This is a genomic window from Paenibacillus sp. FSL H3-0333 (genome assembly GCF_038002805.1).
Taxonomy (GTDB): Bacteria; Bacillota; Bacilli; order Paenibacillales; family Paenibacillaceae; genus Paenibacillus_AQ; species Paenibacillus_AQ silagei.
Genome location: NZ_JBBODG010000001.1, coordinates 7,477,890 through 7,496,263 on the forward strand (window position 1 = coordinate 7,477,890; position 18,374 = coordinate 7,496,263).

General features: G+C 51.5%; 16 protein-coding genes. 8 read left to right on the forward strand and 8 right to left on the reverse strand.

The annotated features are described in order from the left end of the window. Positions 1 to 257 precede the first annotated feature (257 nt). The 4 genes from MHH78_RS32565 to MHH78_RS32580 all read right to left on the reverse strand — a co-directional run bounded on the left by MHH78_RS32565 (position 258) and on the right by MHH78_RS32580 (position 6,291). Positions 258 to 1,196: a phosphotransferase family protein gene (locus MHH78_RS32565; protein ID WP_341170142.1), complete on the reverse strand. Its 939-nt coding sequence runs from the start codon at positions 1,194 to 1,196 to the stop codon at positions 258 to 260. Further along, positions 1,186 to 2,733, reverse strand: a complete 1,548-nt coding sequence (locus tag MHH78_RS32570; protein WP_341170143.1) for a sensor domain-containing diguanylate cyclase — start codon at positions 2,731 to 2,733, stop codon at positions 1,186 to 1,188. Before MHH78_RS32570 ends, MHH78_RS32565 begins: the two co-directional genes overlap by 11 nt. Before the next feature lie 73 nt (positions 2,734 to 2,806). Next, positions 2,807 to 4,561 (reverse strand): ABC transporter ATP-binding protein, encoded by a 1,755-nt coding sequence (locus MHH78_RS32575; protein WP_341170144.1) that lies wholly within the window; start codon positions 4,559 to 4,561, stop codon positions 2,807 to 2,809. Beyond that, positions 4,558 to 6,291, reverse strand: coding sequence for an ABC transporter ATP-binding protein (locus MHH78_RS32580; RefSeq protein WP_341170145.1), 1,734 nt, complete (start codon positions 6,289 to 6,291; stop codon positions 4,558 to 4,560). The genes MHH78_RS32575 and MHH78_RS32580 overlap by 4 nt, the downstream gene beginning before the upstream one ends. Before the next feature lie 256 nt (positions 6,292 to 6,547). Between MHH78_RS32580 and MHH78_RS32585 the strand changes: the two genes are divergently transcribed. From MHH78_RS32585 to MHH78_RS32600, 4 genes are read left to right on the forward strand one after another with little or no spacing between them, the layout of a single operon-like run. Further along, positions 6,548 to 6,958 carry a GntR family transcriptional regulator gene (locus MHH78_RS32585; RefSeq protein WP_341170146.1) on the forward strand — a complete coding sequence of 137 codons (411 nt, stop codon included), beginning with the start codon at positions 6,548 to 6,550 and terminating at the stop codon, positions 6,956 to 6,958. Beyond that, the gene (locus tag MHH78_RS32590; RefSeq protein WP_341170147.1) at positions 6,955 to 7,641 is read left to right on the forward strand and encodes an ABC transporter ATP-binding protein; all 687 of its coding nucleotides are present in this window, start codon (positions 6,955 to 6,957) and stop codon (positions 7,639 to 7,641) included. Before MHH78_RS32585 ends, MHH78_RS32590 begins: the two co-directional genes overlap by 4 nt. Beyond that, complete coding sequence (locus MHH78_RS32595) at positions 7,638 to 8,483, forward strand: hypothetical protein (RefSeq protein WP_341170148.1); 846 nt, start codon at positions 7,638 to 7,640, stop codon at positions 8,481 to 8,483. The genes MHH78_RS32590 and MHH78_RS32595 overlap by 4 nt, the downstream gene beginning before the upstream one ends. 24 nt (positions 8,484 to 8,507) lie before the next feature. Beyond that, entirely contained in the window at positions 8,508 to 9,701 is a 1,194-nt protein-coding gene (locus tag MHH78_RS32600; RefSeq protein WP_341170149.1) for a hypothetical protein, read from the forward strand. A 282-nt stretch (positions 9,702 to 9,983) separates the two neighbouring features. On the opposite strand, the gene MHH78_RS32605 is transcribed toward MHH78_RS32600, so the two are convergent. The 4 genes from MHH78_RS32605 to MHH78_RS32620 form a co-directional block, all read right to left on the reverse strand. Beyond that, the gene (locus MHH78_RS32605; protein ID WP_341170150.1) at positions 9,984 to 11,708 is read right to left on the reverse strand and encodes an AraC family transcriptional regulator; all 1,725 of its coding nucleotides are present in this window, start codon (positions 11,706 to 11,708) and stop codon (positions 9,984 to 9,986) included. A 51-nt stretch (positions 11,709 to 11,759) separates the two neighbouring features. Next, the gene (locus MHH78_RS32610; protein ID WP_076085468.1) at positions 11,760 to 12,527 is read right to left on the reverse strand and encodes a (2Fe-2S)-binding protein; all 768 of its coding nucleotides are present in this window, start codon (positions 12,525 to 12,527) and stop codon (positions 11,760 to 11,762) included. Position 12,528: 1 nt separating this feature from the next. Continuing rightward, a complete protein-coding gene (locus MHH78_RS32615; RefSeq protein WP_341170151.1) occupies positions 12,529 to 13,596 on the reverse strand; it encodes an ABC transporter substrate-binding protein in 1,068 nt (355 codons plus the stop codon). 245 nt (positions 13,597 to 13,841) lie between these two features. Further along, on the reverse strand, positions 13,842 to 14,999 hold the full coding sequence (locus MHH78_RS32620) for a 5-methyltetrahydropteroyltriglutamate--homocysteine methyltransferase (RefSeq protein WP_076085462.1): 1,158 nt from the start codon (positions 14,997 to 14,999) through the stop codon (positions 13,842 to 13,844). A gap of 223 nt (positions 15,000 to 15,222) precedes the next feature. Between MHH78_RS32620 and MHH78_RS32625 the strand changes: the two genes are divergently transcribed. The 4 genes from MHH78_RS32625 to MHH78_RS32640 all read left to right on the forward strand — a co-directional run bounded on the left by MHH78_RS32625 (position 15,223) and on the right by MHH78_RS32640 (position 18,365). Then, entirely contained in the window at positions 15,223 to 15,783 is a 561-nt protein-coding gene (locus MHH78_RS32625; RefSeq protein ID WP_341170152.1) for a stalk domain-containing protein, read from the forward strand. Positions 15,784 to 15,858: 75 nt separating this feature from the next. Continuing rightward, the gene (locus tag MHH78_RS32630) at positions 15,859 to 16,563 is read left to right on the forward strand and encodes a response regulator transcription factor (RefSeq protein ID WP_076085456.1); all 705 of its coding nucleotides are present in this window, start codon (positions 15,859 to 15,861) and stop codon (positions 16,561 to 16,563) included. Between the two features lie 83 nt (positions 16,564 to 16,646). Then, the gene (locus MHH78_RS32635) at positions 16,647 to 17,603 is read left to right on the forward strand and encodes a HAMP domain-containing sensor histidine kinase (RefSeq protein WP_445668111.1); all 957 of its coding nucleotides are present in this window, start codon (positions 16,647 to 16,649) and stop codon (positions 17,601 to 17,603) included. Positions 17,604 to 17,648: 45 nt separating this feature from the next. Beyond that, a complete protein-coding gene (locus tag MHH78_RS32640) occupies positions 17,649 to 18,365 on the forward strand; it encodes a cytochrome c biogenesis CcdA family protein (RefSeq protein ID WP_076085432.1) in 717 nt (238 codons plus the stop codon). Positions 18,366 to 18,374 lie beyond the last annotated feature (9 nt).

An 18,374-nucleotide genomic window follows, 5' to 3' on the forward strand; every position in this document is an offset into this window, starting at 1 on the left:
TCTCCTGAGGATGACTATGGTAACCCTCCACAAATCAGGACCACCCGTTCAACGGGTGGTCCTGATTTGTGAGAATATAAATCGATAGCCTAGGTAGTTTATTAATATATCTTTATTCAGTGAATGTCCGACCTTTTTCTTACTACATTTAGCACATTAATACTGCCGCTCAATCATCCCAAGATAACGATCTAATTTCTAGAAGGGTTAACGTTTTCTTTTCCTAACGGCATTTTTTAAAAAAAACAACATATCTACTACACAACAACCATATCCAAATACCGCCGCAGCCCCGCCTCAGTACCAGGGTCCCTTAGCCACGCCCCCAAGCTCCAAGTCATATAACGCAGGCCGAGATACCATGAAGCAGCTCTATAGCTCTGCCCGAACGTATCCGCAGGAAGCTCCCATCCCAGCGAAGCCAGCACTTCACGGTATTCTCCAGCCTGAGACCGGTCAACTCGCATAGGGATGTCGAGGAACAGAGAACCGTACCGCGCTTCTTCCCAGTCAATGAACATGACGTCATCATTATTGTGTACCAGTACATTTCCGGGATTCAGATCATTATGTATAAGCGTGTGAGTGGTCTCATCCTTCCAGACGGCTTCGAGCTCGTCCACGATTTTCCCCGATACGGCATCGATCTCTGACATATACGTCCCGAAGGTCTCCACGAACCGTTCATTGTGCTTGGCCTCTTCCCATGCGGGTCGCCATACTCCATGAATTATATTCTCTATGTATGTACGGCTAACCCTAGGGAGCCAGGATAACTCCTCCTGTAATCCCCGATTACGGTTATGAATATAAGCCAGCGCCTGCATCTCCTTGTGCTGAAGCATCCCGGTATCCAGATTCTGATAATTCGTCTTATAATCTACGTCCTGAATACATAGGAGCAACCGATGGTCCGAATCCAGATTACCCGCTCTATTAAAAGGGACATTAGCCCCCTGATCCAATAACCGGTTCATTACCCGCCTTTCAATTCCATTCGCCATTTTGGTAATCACAGAGCTGTACTCTTGCCTGCCTTCACTCTCCACGAGAATCCTGTGCCGGAATAAATCCACCGCCTGATAGCCAGAGTGTATCGGAGTGCTGTCGATATCAAGGACCTTTGCCTTATCAGACAGGAATTGCCGCACAGTCTCCTCAATTAAATCCATCCCTCCGCCAATCTCAAATCTCATGATTTCCCTCCGCCTCTCCCCGCTTGATCGCATACATCCGCTTGTCGGCTTGGCGCAAAAGAGCATCCGGAGCCGTTCCGTCCTGCGGATACAAGCTGATGCCGATGCTCATATCGATCTTCAGCTCTTCGCCTTCATAATCCAGCATGGCATGTGCAGCCTCCGCCAGCAGCCGGTGCTCCAGCTCTGCGGCGGTCAGCCCGTCCCCGCCCACAGGGCAGAACAGCACGAATTCGTCTCCGCCGAAGCGGGCCGCCAGCCCGTCCGGCTGAACCACCTGATGGATCATGGCCGCTACCTTGCATAACATCTGGTCTCCGGCCTCATGACCCCAGCGGTCGTTCACCTGCTTGAACCGGTCGAGATCAAGCAGGAGGATGGCTACTTCCCCGCCGCCGCGCTCTGCTTCTGCAAGAGTCTCCTCCAGCTTATCATAGAATTGCCTGCGGTTCGGCAGCCCTGTGAGCGGATCATGGTAGGCCATGAAGGCAATCTGCCGTACATGCTGATTGCGCAGCCGGATGTCCCGGATGAGCAGCACCGCATGGATCTCATGATCCACGGTCACGTAATCTCCGTTAATCATCACCTCGACCGGACTCTCCCCGTTATGCAGAACCATTTCCAGCTCACCGATATCGTCCTGTGCCTTAAGCTTCGCCACGATCTCTGCACCGCCCAGATCGGTAAGGTTAGCCTTCCCTAGGGCTGGGCGGTCAAACATCTTACCGGCACTCGGATTCGCTTCCTTAATGCTGCCTGACAACGAGACGAGCAGCGCAGCCTGTGAATTGATCTGGAACATCTTCTTGTAGCGCTGTCCCGCATGATTAAGGAACTCATACCGCTGCATGGACAGCCGCAGCACGAAACACCATATCAGTCCTCCGTAGATATACGTATAAGGCGGCAGCACTTCATTGAAGCGGAAATAGCCGAACACCGCTACCCAGAGGAATGTCACCCAGGAGCCATACTCCAGCAGTTTGAAGATACCGCCATGCTCCTGATAATCAGGATCGGCGGCACTCCACTTGCGCCTACTTCGCAGCATGACGATGGGGATGAAGCTAAGCAGCAGACTTGCCGTTAAGGTCCCGTAGTAGGCTGCATTGGCTATCGGCCATTTCCAGACCCCGGATACCATGAACAGCTGGACGGAGGTATAGGAACGTTGACCAATGAGTCCCGCCGGGATCGCCAGCGTTAGGATATGGAACAGATAGGGGTACCACGGCCGGGACATCCGCTTATGTAAGCCGATTAACCGGGCAATCAGATGGAAGCCCAGCCCTGGAATAAGGATACCGACATTGGCGAACCAGACCGCAGCCAGCAGCGGACTATATTCCATGGGCAGCATATACCGGAAGTACTCCTCCAGGAACATCAGGAAATAGCACAGAATTGTAGCGCTTACCAGACGATGTTCGATCTGCCGCGGGTTGCGCAGCAGCACATCCATTCCCATGTAGAAAAAGAAGAGCATCGGCAGCCAATAAAATACGACAGGTATCCATACATGGGTCGGGCTCATTTCTCTTCTCCTCTACAGTCTGTCACGGACATAGTTAATCTTAATTTTAATATATTACCGGGCGGAGACGCCGTCAATGAACAAGTTCTGTGGTATGGCTTAAGGCGGCGTATTGGCTGTGGAACAGCAGATCATAGGCTTCATTCCGGCCACGCAGGTTAGCATGGGTATCGCAGGCTGCCACCTTCCCGGCTTGCAGAACCAGCACCTTGTCACAGTCTTGAATTGTAGAAAGACGGTGCGCAATCGAGATCATGGTAGTTCCGGCAGACAGACGCTTCAGCTCATTCCTAATGCCGCTCTCATTCTCAGGGTCCAGGGCGCTTGTACTTTCATCGAAAATAATAATGTCCCGCTTCTGCAGCAGCGCCCGCGCAATCGACAGCCGCTGCTTCTGGCCCCCAGAGAGCTTCACCCCCTTCTCCCCGATAACCGTATCCAGCCCCTCCTCCAAGGATGTAATATAGTCATAGATATTGGCGCTGCGGCAGCAGGCAATCAGCTCTGCTTCCGTTGCCCCGTCCCTCGCCAGCAGCAGGTTCTCCCGGATCGTCATATTGAACAGAACAGGCTCCTGCACCACGATGCTTATCTTGGCCGCCACACTCCCGCTGTTCACCGCATGCAGATCCGTGCCGCCGATGCTGACGCTCCCTCCCTGAGGCTTCATCTGTCCGGTCAGCAGCCTGGCAAGGGTAGACTTGCCGCTGCCGCTCTGCCCTACGATGGCTAGATGTTCCCCCTTCCCCACCGAGAACGAAATCCCGTCCAGTGCGAAGGCATCCTTCCCCTCATAGCGGAACCACAAATTCTGAACCTCAATCTTTTGTCCGCTAATGCGTTTGTAAGGCCGCTGGTCCGCCTCTGCCTGTAACAGTCCGATCACTTTACTGATATTCACCGAATCATTCTTGTAATTCATCAGGCCATTGCTGATCGTCTCGATGAACCCGAAGAACTGCCCGTAGAAGCTGATGAACACCAGCAGCACACCGACCTCCGAGTAGCCCTTAATCACGAAGAGTCCGCCAATGAAATAGATGAACAGCTGGGTAATGAAGTTCTTGGTGAAGAACGAATACGTAACGCCCAGGTGCTGGTAGAGCTGGCTGCGGAACCACACCGGACGGATAGCCGCATAATGCCCGTTCAATTCCTCTAGCCGGGCCTCCTCCAGGTTATTGGTCTTAATATCCTTCCAGTTCTGCAGACTCGCATGTAAAAAAGATTCGTATCTGTTCTGCAGCCTCCAGAGCTCCTCCCCCGCCTTCCTCGTCTTCTCGCCCAGGAGATTCACGGTCAGCAGGGAGACCGGAACGAAGACGAAGCTGAGGAGGGCGATCCGCCAGTCATAGCTTACAAGAATCGCAGCCAGCACAGCAGCATACAGGACAGCGTAGCTGAAATCTAACAGATGTACCGTGAAGAACCGCCCGGCTGCGGCTGAATCCTGCTCGATCCGGCTTTTCAGATCACCAATGCTGTACCCGCTATACTCCTCATAATCCAGGCTGTGCACTCTATTCAGCAGTTTGCGCTTAAGCCTGAGGTCATACTTCAGAAGCAGCTGGTTGGAGTAGCGCTTGCTGACCGCAATCCCGGCCGTCGTAAGCACGAATACTCCCAGATAACCCGCGATAACCGGCCATAGCCCACTCAGCTGCTTCTCCACCAGCACGCGGTTGACGAGCAGAGAGTACAGGAATAACGGAAGCAGTCCGCAGACCAGATTCCACAGCTTGAACAGCACGAGCGCCAGCAGCGGCTTACGGACACCTTCAATTCCCTGAGTCAGCGCTTTATAGGCGGCCCATCTTGTCATAGTCATACCGCTTCGCCTCCTGCACGCTGTTCGCTGAATAGATCTATATACGTTTTGTTGCTTCTGATCAATACATCGTGAGTATCGTAGCCTGTGACCCGGCCATCCTCCAGCACTGCAATCCGGTCACAGCCTCTAAGCGTGGACAGCCGATGGGCGATGATGATCAGCGTCCGGTCTTGCGCAAGCTCACCGGTCATCTGCCGGATCAGCGCTTCATTCTTGCTGTCGAGGGACGAAGTCGCTTCATCGAAGACCAGAATTTTCGGATTCTTGACCAGGATTCGCGCAATAGCCAGACGCTGCTTTTGGCCGCCCGATAATTCCTGCCCGGAAGTCCCCAGCACCGTGTCCAGCCCGTCCGGCAGATTCAGGACCAGCTCATACAGCGCAGCTCTCTTAAGTGCTTCGAGTAACAGGCTGTCCTGATCACGGTTATTCGTAAAAGACAGATTATACCGCAGCGTGTTATCGTACAGAACCGTCTCCTGATGGACCACGCCCACCTGACTCCGCAAGCTGTGCAGGTTATATTCATTCACGTTGCGGCCATCGATCAGAAGCTCGCCGCCGTCAACGGGATACAGGCTACAGAGCAGGCTTCCTAGCGTTGTTTTCCCGGCTCCGCTCCTTCCGGCAATGCCCACGGTGCTTCCTCCCCCGACACGGAGATTGAACCCGTCCAGTACCGGCCTCTCCTCCGTATATCCGAAGCTAACATTACGAAATTCAATCGTCCCCTCCTTAATCAGTGTGGGCAGACGGGCTTCCCTGTAGTCCTCTTCCTCTTCATTCAGAAGCTCCGCAACACGCTGCAGGGATACATTCTGGCCCCAGGTATCGGTAATCTTGCTATTGATCGAGCTGAAGTAGGTCACCGCCATATTGAAATAGCTGGCGGCAGCCACAAAAACACCAAGCTGCATCTGCCCCTTCACAATGAGCCGGGCGCAGATAATGAACAGCAGCAGTTGTGCGGCAAGTGTGATGAATGCATTCACCCGCTCGGTGGATACCTCAATTCTTCCATTATCCACATTCTTGTGATGGATAGAGACTGTCCGCCTGAGAAAGGTACGGGTTACCAGCCTCCCGGCATTCAGCAGCTTGATCTCCCGCATATTGGCCACAATTTCAAATAAGTACGAGGACAGCCTCCCCTGCTCTGCCGCCAGATCCCGGTTGACCCGGAGCGCTCTCTGCTTGAAATATCTGGAGGCCATGAACACCACAGGAACCAGCACCACCGTGAACACGCCCAGCAGGACATGATAATAGAACATGAAGCCCACGGCGAACACAATATGCAGCAGATTGGAATACCCCCACAGTCCGCTCCAGAAGAGGAGATTCATAATGTCCTTAGCATCGCGGTTCATCCGGCTGATCAGATCGCCGCTGTACATCCCGGAGAGATCCTTCCCCTTCTGATGCAGAATCTTGCGGAATAGCGCCCGCCGGATATCGAACACGAACCCCGTCATGATCTGGGAGGAGATCAGATTGTTCAGCGTCGCCACAATGAACTGATTGAACAGGAGAATTCCGGCATAGATCAGGCACAGCTTCAGGAAGGCCTTCAGATCCTGGTCATAAAAAGCGATATTAATCAGCCTCCCGCCTAGGAACGGATATATTAGATTCACCAGGGTCATTAACGTAGTCACAAAGAAACCGCATACAAATACCAGCTTGTGCATCCGTATGAACGTCATTACCCACCGTCTTGCAGTCACTGCCCCACCGCCTTCCATATATTCACAAGAAATATTGTAGCACGGACGTTCGTACTCTACTATTAATATTCCTTTTGGTGACTATTGTTGAAACGTGATTTCGGATGGATTGCACAAAATACAACGGCTATGAACGATATCCCCAGAAGCCCGTGCTCAAATTAATCTATTGACACAAAAGTGTATTACACGTATAGTACACACATAAGATGTATGAACCACTTAGTACACACACTTATCATATGGAGTTGGTTGTATGACAGAAGAACAGAAATCAGGCGTCAGCTTTAATATTCGTGAGCCGGTATATATTCAAGTTGTGCGTCATTTCAAGGAACAGATCGCCACAGGGCAAATCGGAGCGGGAGACCAAATTCCTTCACGGCGTGAACTGGCATCAATAATGAAGATTAATGCGAACACGGCGCAGAAGGCATATAAGGAAATGGAGGAACAGCGTTTGATCGTAACAGAAGGAAATTCCCCAAGTCGAATTACACAGGATCAGCAAATACTAAGCTCGATTCGTGCTGAATTAATCGAAAGTGCAGTGGATATATTCATCGGTTCCATTCGGAATATCCAGATTCCAGTTGAAGAACTGGTAGACATCATAAAGACAAAATATACATCAGAGCGATCTCCAGAGGGTGGTGACACAAGATGATCCAAGTGAATCAGATGGTGAAGAATTATGGATTCAAGAAGGTACTAAATGGCGTTAGCTTCACTGCTGCCAAGGGAGAGATCACCTGCCTGATCGGAATCAATGGTGCCGGAAAGTCAACGGTGCTGAAGTCCATCATGGGACTGACACCATACAAAGGTGAAGTCTTAATCGATAATGCATCACTAACACCTGCGATGTATGAGAAAATGACTTTTATTCCAGATTCGTTAACGATGCCCTCCAAAATGCGAATTGCGGATTGCTTCAGCTTTATGGCTGACTTTTATCGGAATTGGAACGCTGAACGTGCAGTGGAATTGCTTAAGTTCTTCCAGCTGAGCTCTAAAGATCGCGTGTCTTCATTGTCGAAGGGGATGGCTGCGAAGTTAAATTTGGTGCTCGGACTTGCCTTGGATTGTGATTACATCCTAATGGACGAACCGTTCTCAGGGATTGATATATTCAGCCGCGAGCAAATTACTGCTGTGTTCACGAGTGAATTGATCGAGGATCGTGGTGTGATTATTACAACTCATGAAATTAACGATATTGAGCATTTAATTGATAAAGCGGTCTTGCTGCAGCATGGGAAGGTAGAACGTGAATTCTACTGTGAAGAAGTTCGCGAGCAGGAAGGTAAGTCCATTACGGACGTAATGAGAGAGGTGTACATGCAATGAGAGCTTTTGTGAAGCTATTGAATTTTGAAATGAACCGATTTGCCAAAATATATTTTGGACTCATGGTGCTGACAGTTGCTATGCAGCTTGCAGCAGTCACCATCGGCGCTAATCGTTGGATGGATTCTGCGAACGAGGCAATGAGAGTGAATCAATGGACCCTTGAGCAATATCACAATGTGACTGGATATATTCAGCTAAACAGTATGATGTACCCTACCTATAATGGACTTCTATATTTCGGACCCATATTTTTGAGCATCACAGTGTTGCTATTATATAGCTGCTTCATCTGGTACCGTGACTGGAGAGGTAAACATACGGTAGTATATCGCCTGCTCACGTTGCCTTCCAATCGGGCGAATTTGTATTTTGCCAAGCTGGTTACGATCTTGCTATTCGCATTTGGACTTGTCGCCCTGCAAATTATCCTTGTTCCACTGGAGCGTTTGATTGCACAGTCGATGCTTCCTGCTGAATTATATCGGAACATCTCGGTATTTGATTATTTGAAGTATTCTACTGTGCTTAAAGCTCTGGTTCCACCTTTCTTTTCTGAGTTTGTACTATACTATGGACTGGGCATTACTGGTTTGATCGTCTTGTTCACAGCGATTCTAATGGAGCGGAGCTACAGACTGAAAGGGATCGGCTTTATCGTACTATACTTAGCGCTTCTAGCTGGATTAGCCTCAATTCCCTATGTTATGGGTTATAGCAGATACGATAGCTACTTCTATCCAGGAGAAATTCTGGGCGCTTGTCTCGGATTAATAGTGATCGTTGCTGGAGGCTCGCTTTGGTATAGCTTGTATCTGTTGCGCAAGAAAATATCGGTATAATCGAAGGGCTATGGAGGTTAAGGAATGAGAAAATATATGGTTACCGCCGTTCTGGTAGTGTTCACATTTATTACAATCGGGACGTATTATGTACAGGCTTCACAAGAGTCACCACCTAATTATAAGCTGACGATGGTTCAAGGGGATGCTTCCCTCGCTGAAGGTATAACTTTATACGGAAATTACATGACTAAGGACAGCGTTTTCGGCATCAGACGAGCTTACATCACTACAAATGGTACAGAATATCCAGATGAAAAGTTAACGATAAGCCGAAGCTTAAACCGGGAACCAGTGAAAACGCAATTGGATGTATGGATAGATCAGCATCGTCAATTTATGCGCGGGAAGAATATCTTAACTGGGTTCTATGAAAATCAGGATATCCTTGCTTATGTGAATTCCACTGTAGATAAGCAGCAATCAAAGGATCCGTTAGCGAAGAAGAATGCTAAGCTCAGTATTTCTGTGCTTAACAAACAGAAGGACAATACGCAGGAAATCAGATCCGATATCCATGTAGATCATGATGTTTCAGATATCTTTGTACAAAATGTACAGCTTCTTGATCAACAGCTTGTTGCATTGGTATTTTTGAGTCACAGTGCCAAAGGTTATGTATCTGAACCGCAGATTATCCGTGTAAATCTAACAACACAGGAGATTACGAATGAACCGCTCATATTACCAGGAGCTACATCTGTAGCAGCAAATGGGGATAATCAATTCGTAAGGCTAGCCAATCAAAACCTGGAACAAACGGATCAATGGATTTTAAGTGTTAGTAAAGATAATCATAAAAAGGCATATCAAGTGGATGTGAAAACAGGACAAGTCTCGCCACTCGCATTCCAAGGACATGAAATGTTATTGAATAATATTATGAACGTCTATGGACAGAAAATTTATTTCCTGCAAAAAGCTGTATCGAGCAAGGAAAATATAGGATTCACTGTTATTTCATACGATCTCGTGAGTAAAGAATATGAGACTATTCTGAAGAATACAAATATAGATTTAAGTAAAAACATTACCTCTCAGTTTAAACAAGACCACCTCTATATTGTGGGTCATAAGAATCTCAAAGGTAATCGTCTATATGTATTCAATTTGACAAGCGGTAACCTTGAATACGAAGGAAAAGTAGTGTCAGCAGAGGCTGCAAATCAGGCTGAAGATGAAGCTAACATGGATTTGAATTTTATTAATTCCGATTAATTGTAGAAATATTCGTAGAATAAAAAAATAGAGCCTGCTTCTTAAGAACAAGAAGCGGGCTATTTGCTATGGATTCAATTGTCTCTATACTACTTAGTGACTCCAGTATTGCCTGGCAATCTCTTGCCCCTGTCTAATCTTCGCCCACTGCTCCGCCTCAACCTCATATCATGTGGATGTACAATATGAATGGCCTGTTCACGATTGGATATGGAACTTATTATCGCCTGAAGTATGATCGGGAGATGTAATTGGCAGCGGTTCCGTCTGCCGCTAGTCCGCTCAAGCCAGTAACGCCTGGGCCACCTGATCCAGAATGCAGTTGATGCCTGTCGGTCCATAACAGCCGATCCAGGTAGCAGCATCTACCGGGTATATAAGCTGCCGCTTGTCTGCACCTAGCATACCCCTCACACTGTGCTCTGTCATCGATATTCCCTCCTGCATCCTCTCATTGCTAAGCAAAAAGTAGTAGTTGGCATGCACAGACGGCAGTCTGTCAACGGAAATATGGTAAGCCGTGTCGGAGGCGGGTTCCGCCACAAATCGCGGAGCAGGCAGACCAAGGTCGCGGTACAGCACAGCGCCTGTGCGGTGAGAAGCCGTATGTACCCGGACGATGGACTCCCGCGGACGGATCAGAGCTACACTCTTACCCGCGAGTACCGGAGCCAGCTCTGCGGACAGCAATGCCGTACGGCGCAGGTAATCAGCAATAATGCGTTCCGCCTCCGCCTGCTTGCCTGTCAGCTCGCCGAATAGGCGCAGAATCGTCTGCCAGCTCTCATTGCGCTTGAACATGATCGTTGGCGCCACCCGGCTTAAGCGTTCATAGTGCGGAGCATGCACCTCAGTGCAGATAATTAGATCCGGGCGCAGCCGTTCTACAGCCAGCAGGTCCGGGTGCTCGTAGGTTCCGAGCATTTCCGTTGTCATTAATCTCTCCCGGAAATACGGAGGGAAATTCAGCGCCCCGCTTCCGAAGCCTACGCTTCCTGCGGGGGATATCCCCAGCGCATGCAAATGGTCAGCATACTGGACGTCAAGCACAGCGATCCGCTGCGGAGCAGCGGTAACTCGATATTCGCCCCCCAGATGGAAGATCACCTGACTCTGTGGTGACCCGTGCGGGGAGGCCAAGCGCTCTGACCGTCCCGAAGGAGCGGAGAGCGCAGTTGGATCTGAAGCGGCAGTACGCCTGTAGAGCTGCGGGGGAACTCCATAATGCTTCTTGAACGCCCTGCTGAAATAATACATGTCGCGGTAGCCTGTCCGCTCAGCGATCTCGCCGATGGAAGCATCCGTATAACGCAGCATCCGCTCTGCGCTCTCCATCCGCAGCCGGATTACGTATTCCATGGGCCCGAGCCGCTTCTCCTGCTTGAACCGCCGCTGGAGCTGCCGCACGCCGCATCCGGCCAGCGCGGCCAGCTCTTTAAGCCCCAGCTCCTGACGATAGTGCCCCTCGATATAGGCGGCAACAACCTCCACCATATCGGGCTCTACCCCGCCCTGACCGCGTTCATGCTCCATAATAAGCTCGTAGAGCATACCTTGCAGCAGCGCATTGGCATGGAAGCGTTCCAGCCCTTCTCCCCGGCTCCATTTGACGGCAATTCTCTCCGCCGCCATATGCAGCTCCGCCGGGGACCCGGAATGGTGAATGAACGAAGTGCGCAGCGGGTGATTGCGCTGCGGGAAGAGGACATGTGCAGCTCCCGCCACAGGAATGGCCTTGTAGCTAATAGCTGTATAATGAATGTTGTCTGATTCCGTACTCAGAGTGTAGGCTGATCCCTTGGCGGCATGACAAGCAAAAGAGGCCTGGACATGGCAGCCTTCACCATTCATCACAAGCCCTCCCTGCCCGCCGATGGCCAGCAGCAGCTGACTTGCCGCCAGTCCCGTTTCGCTAAGCACACCGCCGGGCGGCACAGTACCGCTGCGCACATCAAGCATCTTGACCGCCGTATCACTCCATAGACTTGCCTGTTCTTGTTGCGGCATTTCTCTCATCTCCTGACAACAGTATCCTTTGCTTAACGGATAGACCTGCTGTCATTTTAATTGAGATTCATTCTCATTGTCAATTTTCGGACACTTTCTGCAATATTCCCCGGACATCCGGTAGTAAAAGCAACAGGTAATGCGCTTGCTCTTCGCAACCGGAGCCTCGTCATTCCCCTCGGTGAACCGGGTGAATGGATTGCGTCTTGCGCCGAACAATGCGCCGGGAGCCGTCCGGGTCAGATACACAAAATCCTCTTGCATCCGCAGCCTCTCTTCACCGGATGAGTCTGCTCCAAGGGCATAGAGCGGGGCAATACGCACCATAATATTCTCCCACAGCACGGCCATGGAGACGGGGCCCACGGTGGCAAGCGTCTGCAGCATCGGCGCAAGCCGTGCCGCAAAATTCTCCTCAATAACAGCTTCGCGCCACACGGCCCTATCCTTCTGTGGTGAGGCTGACTGAAGCCCGTCCAGCGCCAGGAATGGGAATGTCGTCTCTTCTGTAGAAGCCGGATGATAGAGGAAGCTTCTGTTCAGCGGGAAGAAGACTTCACGATTATGAACGGTCATGGCGGTCAGTATTGGCGCGATCCACAGATAGCCGATCCGCTTGGCCAGCATGGAAGCCGCAACCTGCAGGTCCGGCGCACCGATATAATCCTTAAGCCAGCTAACATATTCGCGGCATACCGCTTCATCCTGCAGCTCACTCAGAGCGATGGTACGAACGCTGCCCGCAGGCGGCTCCCCCAGCCTCATCCGGTAATCCTCCGCCAGTTCCCTCCAGAGGGCCGACGACAGATATTGGTCCATCTCAGTTAGCTCCAAGCAGCGCTTCCGAGGCCTGATCTACAATAATATTGATCGCAAGGGGACCATAGTACGCAATCCAGAGCGTTGAATTCACATCATAGGCACGGTTATTCTTAACGGCATCAAGGGATTTCCAGATCGGACTGCTGGCCAGAGCCTCTGCCTCTTTGGCGAACAGATCATCCGAGAGCAGGAAATAGTGATCTGCCCCGATGTCAGAGACAGTCTCCATCGATATTTCAACCGAGGTATCATCTTTGATCGCCTGAACGAACGCAGGTGCATTTAATCCGAGATCCTCATACAGAATGCTTCCTGTCCGGTGCTCGGGACCATGCACCCGAATCCCTTCCGGTCTTGGACGAATCAGCGCCACCGTCTCGTCGCCCAGCTTCGCCGACAACTGCTCACGCAGTCCGGTGAGTTTGTCCTCATAGGCCTTCTTCACCACTTCAGCCTCTGCCTGCTTGCCTGTTATTGTACCGATGGTAGCCAGTGTATCCCGCCAATCCTCGTAGAAGTCCAAGACGATAGTAGGCGCAATTTTACTCACACTCTCATAAGCTTCTTCCTGAAAATCGGTCATCAAGATCAGGTCCGGGTTCAACGCCACTATCGCCTCCAGATTGGGCTCATCGCGTGTACCCAGGACCTTCACCCCGTCCATTTGAGCACTCAGATATTCCGGGAACTCGTCCTTTGTTCCGGCAACTACGCTGCCTGTCGGTTTCTCTCCAAGCGCGATCAGCTGATCGGCGAATTTCACGTCAAGCACAGCGATCACCTTCGGCTTCTCCGTAAGCGTATATTCGCCCTTGATATGTTTGAAGGTAACCGGGTAGGCTGCTGTAGCCTGTGCCTCCGGTGTTGCCTGCGTCTGTGCTTCAGGCGATGGAGACGGCTCCGCTGATGCAGACGGCTGTGCGGCTGTACCTGCATTCGTGCCTCCCCCAGAACCGCAAGCTGTAAGTACCAGTACCAGCGCCAGCATCCATACCATGAATAATCCTGATTGTCGGGCGGCGAATTTCTTCCTGCCGGCCCCTTGTTTCTGTGTTGCTCTGTTCACGCTGACTCCCCCTGTTATGTATTATGTGATAATGATTTTCATTATCATAATTGTTACAGCGAGTATAGCCGATCTGTAGCCTCTGTTTCCATGTACTTTTGCGACATTGCAGCCGGATAAATGCGACATGGGTTGCTATTAGGGTGTGTTTCCAGCCGGTTCCATAGTCGGATACAGCAGCAAGCCCGCATCCTGTTGCCAGATGCGGGCTTGCTTTTATGAACAGCTGCTACCTATTAATGAAGTTAAGCCCAGTATTGCTGGGCAATCTTTTGCCCCTGTCTGATCTTCGCCCATTGCTCCGCTTCCGTCAATTCGTTGCCGCCGTCGCAGGACGCGAAGCCGCATTGGTGGGAGAGCAGTAATCTCTCCTTCGGAATGATCGTGGACGCTTCATCCAGCATGCGGAGGACACGGGTCTCATCGTCAAGCGTACTGGTTTTGGAAGACAGCAAGCCAAGTACAATTTCCGTCTCCGGTCTATCCTTGAACACGGCAAGTGCCTCCAGCGAGCCCGCGCGTTCGTCGTCCCACTCCAGGAAGAAGCGGTCGTACTTCAGCTGCTTCAGGAACAGGTTAGCAATCTTCACATAAGAGCCGCCGCCCATATTCCGGGAATCATAATTACCGCGGCAGTTATGGGTCCACATGAGCAGCCCCAGGCTATGTCCGTAATCAATAATGGTGTTGTTAATATCGATGAACTCTGTGGCGAGACTCTGTACTTCCTCGTGGTTGATTTTCTCACCGGTAAATGGCGAATTCGGATTATCGTCCGCGAACAGCTCCCAGAGGCAGTCGTCGAATTGCAGAATCTTACCGCCAGCGGCTGCGAATTCCCCTACGAAATCCTTATACGCCGTCACCAGACCCGCCTTCAGCTCATCACGGTTCTGGTACACTGCACCCTCGCCGCCAAGGTTATCCGACCAGGACAGCTCTCCGAAGATATGGGACGGTGAAGGCACGCACAGCTTCGTCTCCCGGTCTCCCGCATGCTCCTGAAGCTGGCGGTAGGCCTGAAGGAAGTGGTGATTCTTCCCGCCGAGTTCACCTGTGATGCGCAGACCGATGTCTTTTCGCGTCTCGTATTTGGAGGTGCCGTCAATGTCTCTGAAGAAATACCCGTGAGGCGCAATATAGCGCTGAATCCCCTGGAAGCCCCACACGAAGTCCAGATGCCACATCGACTTGGAGTACTCCCCATCCGTCAGAATGCTCAGCCCATTCTCGCTCGCTTGCTCGACTACCGACTGAATCGCCTTCGCCTCACACTGCTCATAGCCCTGGAAATCCTCGTAAAAAGGATACTGGATATCGTCCCGGTGTTCGATTTGCTGCTTATATTCTAATAGCTCCGCCGGACGCAGCAGGCTGCCTACGATCTGAAATCTATCACACATGATTAGCCCTCCTCTAATTCCACTGTTCTGTCTTTGTGTATAAATTCTAGCATGGAGTGCGGCCTTAGGAGTAACACTTATAACTGATACCTGGCTATAGGGAGAAGTTATACGCTCTTTGCGCTGCCGTAATACAATCGTAAGGTTTCGCTTAGAGAATCGTAAGCTCTGCCGCTTATGCTGTTCCATGTAAACCACTAAAAAGATATGGAGCGTGATAAGCATGGGTAACAGCAAAGCAGGCAAACGGTTCATGATGGCGGCAGTATTGGTACTCTCTCTGGCGGTGTCCGGCATCGCCGGCGCAGCGGCAGGCATCAAGACGATGAAGAAAGACGGCATGGAGCTGATGAACCTAAGACAGGCCGCCATGATGTACGGCTACAGCATTGAATGGAACAGCAAGGACCGCTCCGTATCGCTGATGTACATGGACAAGATGATGGATGACGACAAGATGATGGACGACGGCAAGATGATGGACGACGGCAAGATGATGGACGACGGCAAGATGATGGATGATGGCAAGATGATGGACGATAGCAAGATGATGGATGACAGCAAGATGATGGACGACGGCAAGATGATGGACGACAGCAAGATGATGGACGACGGCATGAAGCCGATGGGCAAGATGATCAAGGTTATGATTGGGTCGAAAAAAATGATGGTCGACGGTAAAACGGTCAATCTGAGCATGGCCCCTGCCCTGTACGATGGAAGCACGTATGTAGCGGATACGGTAGTGACCATGTACATGAAGCCTGCCAAGGCCATGAAATAAGACGGGATGAGCGATGCCCTCACCCTGTGATATGATGGAATCAAATGGATTTTTTCGGATATGGGGTGGGTTAGGATGAATGAACGAGTGCTGGTCGCGGATGATGATCCGAATATTACCGATGTCTGCCGCAGGTATCTGGAACGGGAGGGGTATCTGGTCACCACCGCCAAGGACGGCTTGGAAGCGCTAGAGCTATGGCGCAGCCAGTCTCCAAGCCTGATTGTGCTCGACCTCATGATGCCGCATAAGAATGGCTGGGAGGTGTGCAGTGAGATCCGGCAGACCGAAGATCTCCCGATCATTATGCTGACGGCGCGCGGCGAGGAGCAGGACCGGCTGATGGGGCTGACGATGGGAGCGGATGATTATCTGACCAAGCCCTTCAGTCCAAGGGAACTCGTACTGCGGGTGCAGGCGATTCTGCGCAGAATGAGATATGTCCAGGTATCGCCGGTTACCGCCGCTGAGCACACGATCAAGTACGAAGGACTGACCCTCGATGTCGGGAAGCGTACCGTGGAGATCAGCGGGCAGGCGATTGACTTGACGGTGACCGAATTCGAAATGCTCTATCTGCTGGCGAGCCATCCGGGGCAGGTGTTCTCCCGGACGCAGATGCTGAGCAAGATCTGGGATTTCAGCTATGAAGGAGATACGACTACCGTTACGGTGCATATTAGGAGATTACGCGAGAAGATCGAACAGACCCCCTCCGACCCGAAATACATCAAGACGGTCTGGGGAATCGGCTATAAGTTTGCGGGTGATGGCATCTAATGAAACTGCGTACGTATTTATTGTTGTCCAGCTTCACAGGCATTGGCGTATTGCTCATCTGTTTATTTGTCAGCTATTCCAAAATGCTGCTGACCATCGATCAGCTATATTATCTGTCCGGCATCACAGCCGGGATCGGCGTGTTCTCCTTCATCCTCCAGCATCTGCTGACACGGCCGGTAGAGAAGTCCATTGCCCGGATTACGGAGCAGACGGTACGGATTGCCGAGGGGGATTTCCACACCGAAGTCCCCACGATCGGCCCGCACGAGTTCAAGCTCCTGGCCCGGCAATTCAATGAGATGAGCAGTAAGTTAAAAGAGAGCTTCGACCATCTCCACCAGTCCGAGTCCGCCCGGCGGGAGCTGATCGCGAATGTCTCCCACGATCTGCGGACCCCTCTTGCCTCCATTCAGTCATTCGTGGAAGCGCTGGAGGATGATGTGATCAAGGACGAAGAGACCTTCCAGCGGTATCTGAATACGATCCGGCTGGAGACGAAACGGCTGGCCGGGCTGATCCAGGACCTCTTTGAACTATCCAGTCTGGAGGCCAGCGGCGGAACCTTCGACCCGCAGCCCTGTCATGCAGATGAGCTGCTGATCAGCACGCTGGAGAGCTTCTCCTTCCATCTGGCGGAGAAGCGGCTGAAGGTCGAGATTGAACTGCCGGATAAGCTGCCCGCGGCCCTGATGATGCCCACGCAGATTAAGCGGGTACTGTCCAATCTTGTGCAGAATGCGATTCAACATTCTCCTGAAGAAGGCCATATCGTGCTGTCCGCCGCCGAGGAAGGCCCGTTCCTGCGGATTGCCGTAAGCGATGAGGGGCAGGGAATTGAAGCGGCGGAGACCGCACGGATCTTCGAACGGTTCTACCGGATAGATAAATCGCGCAGTAAGAATAGCGGAGGCGCCGGACTGGGTCTTGCCATCGCACAATCCATTGTGGAGCTGCATGGCGGCAAGATTGGTGTAGAGAGCAATAAGGGTTCAGGAAGCTGCTTCTGGTTCACGGTTCCCATCTACACCAGCCGGTAAGCCTTAGCGTTTAGAGAAGCAGTACTCATATAGGTGGTGACAGAGATGGCTGGTGATTTTGTATTCCTGTTCGGCGTCTTCGGCGCAGGGGTATTATCGTTTTTTGCACCCTGTATTCTGCCGCTGCTTCCGGTCTATGTCTCGTATCTGTCCGGAAGCCTGGCGGGCAATGTGAATCAGGGCGGGGTGGACACTGGCTCCTTGCGGTTCCGTTCGGTATTCATGCTGCGGACCCTAATCTTCGTGCTTGGACTGTCTGTGGTCTTCATCACCCTGGGCTTCGGCTCCGGTATTCTTGGCAATGTCATTTCAAGCTCCAGGTTCATTGCCGTCTGCGGAGCGATTGTCATCTTATTCGGAATCTACCAGACCGGACTGATCAAGATCTCCTGGCTGGAACGGGAAAAAAAGCTGTCCAGTCCCCGCGCTGCACGCGGCGGCTATATCGGGGCCTTCCTGCTCGGCCTGACGTTCAGCTTCGGGTGGACGCCGTGCATCGGCCCGGTACTCGCGGGCATTCTCAGTATCGCTGCCGGGGAAGGCTCCCCTGCTTACGGAGGATTCCTGATGCTGCTGTATACGCTGGGTCTGGCGATTCCTTTTCTCGTACTATCCGTCTTCTCGGAGGTTCTGGTGCAGCGGATTCGCCGCTTGTACCGGTTCATGGGAGGGATCAAGATCGCCTCCGGCTGTATGCTGATCGCCATGGGGCTGCTGCTAATGACAGACCAGCTGAATACGATTGTGAGCTGGATTCAATAATGAGAGGAG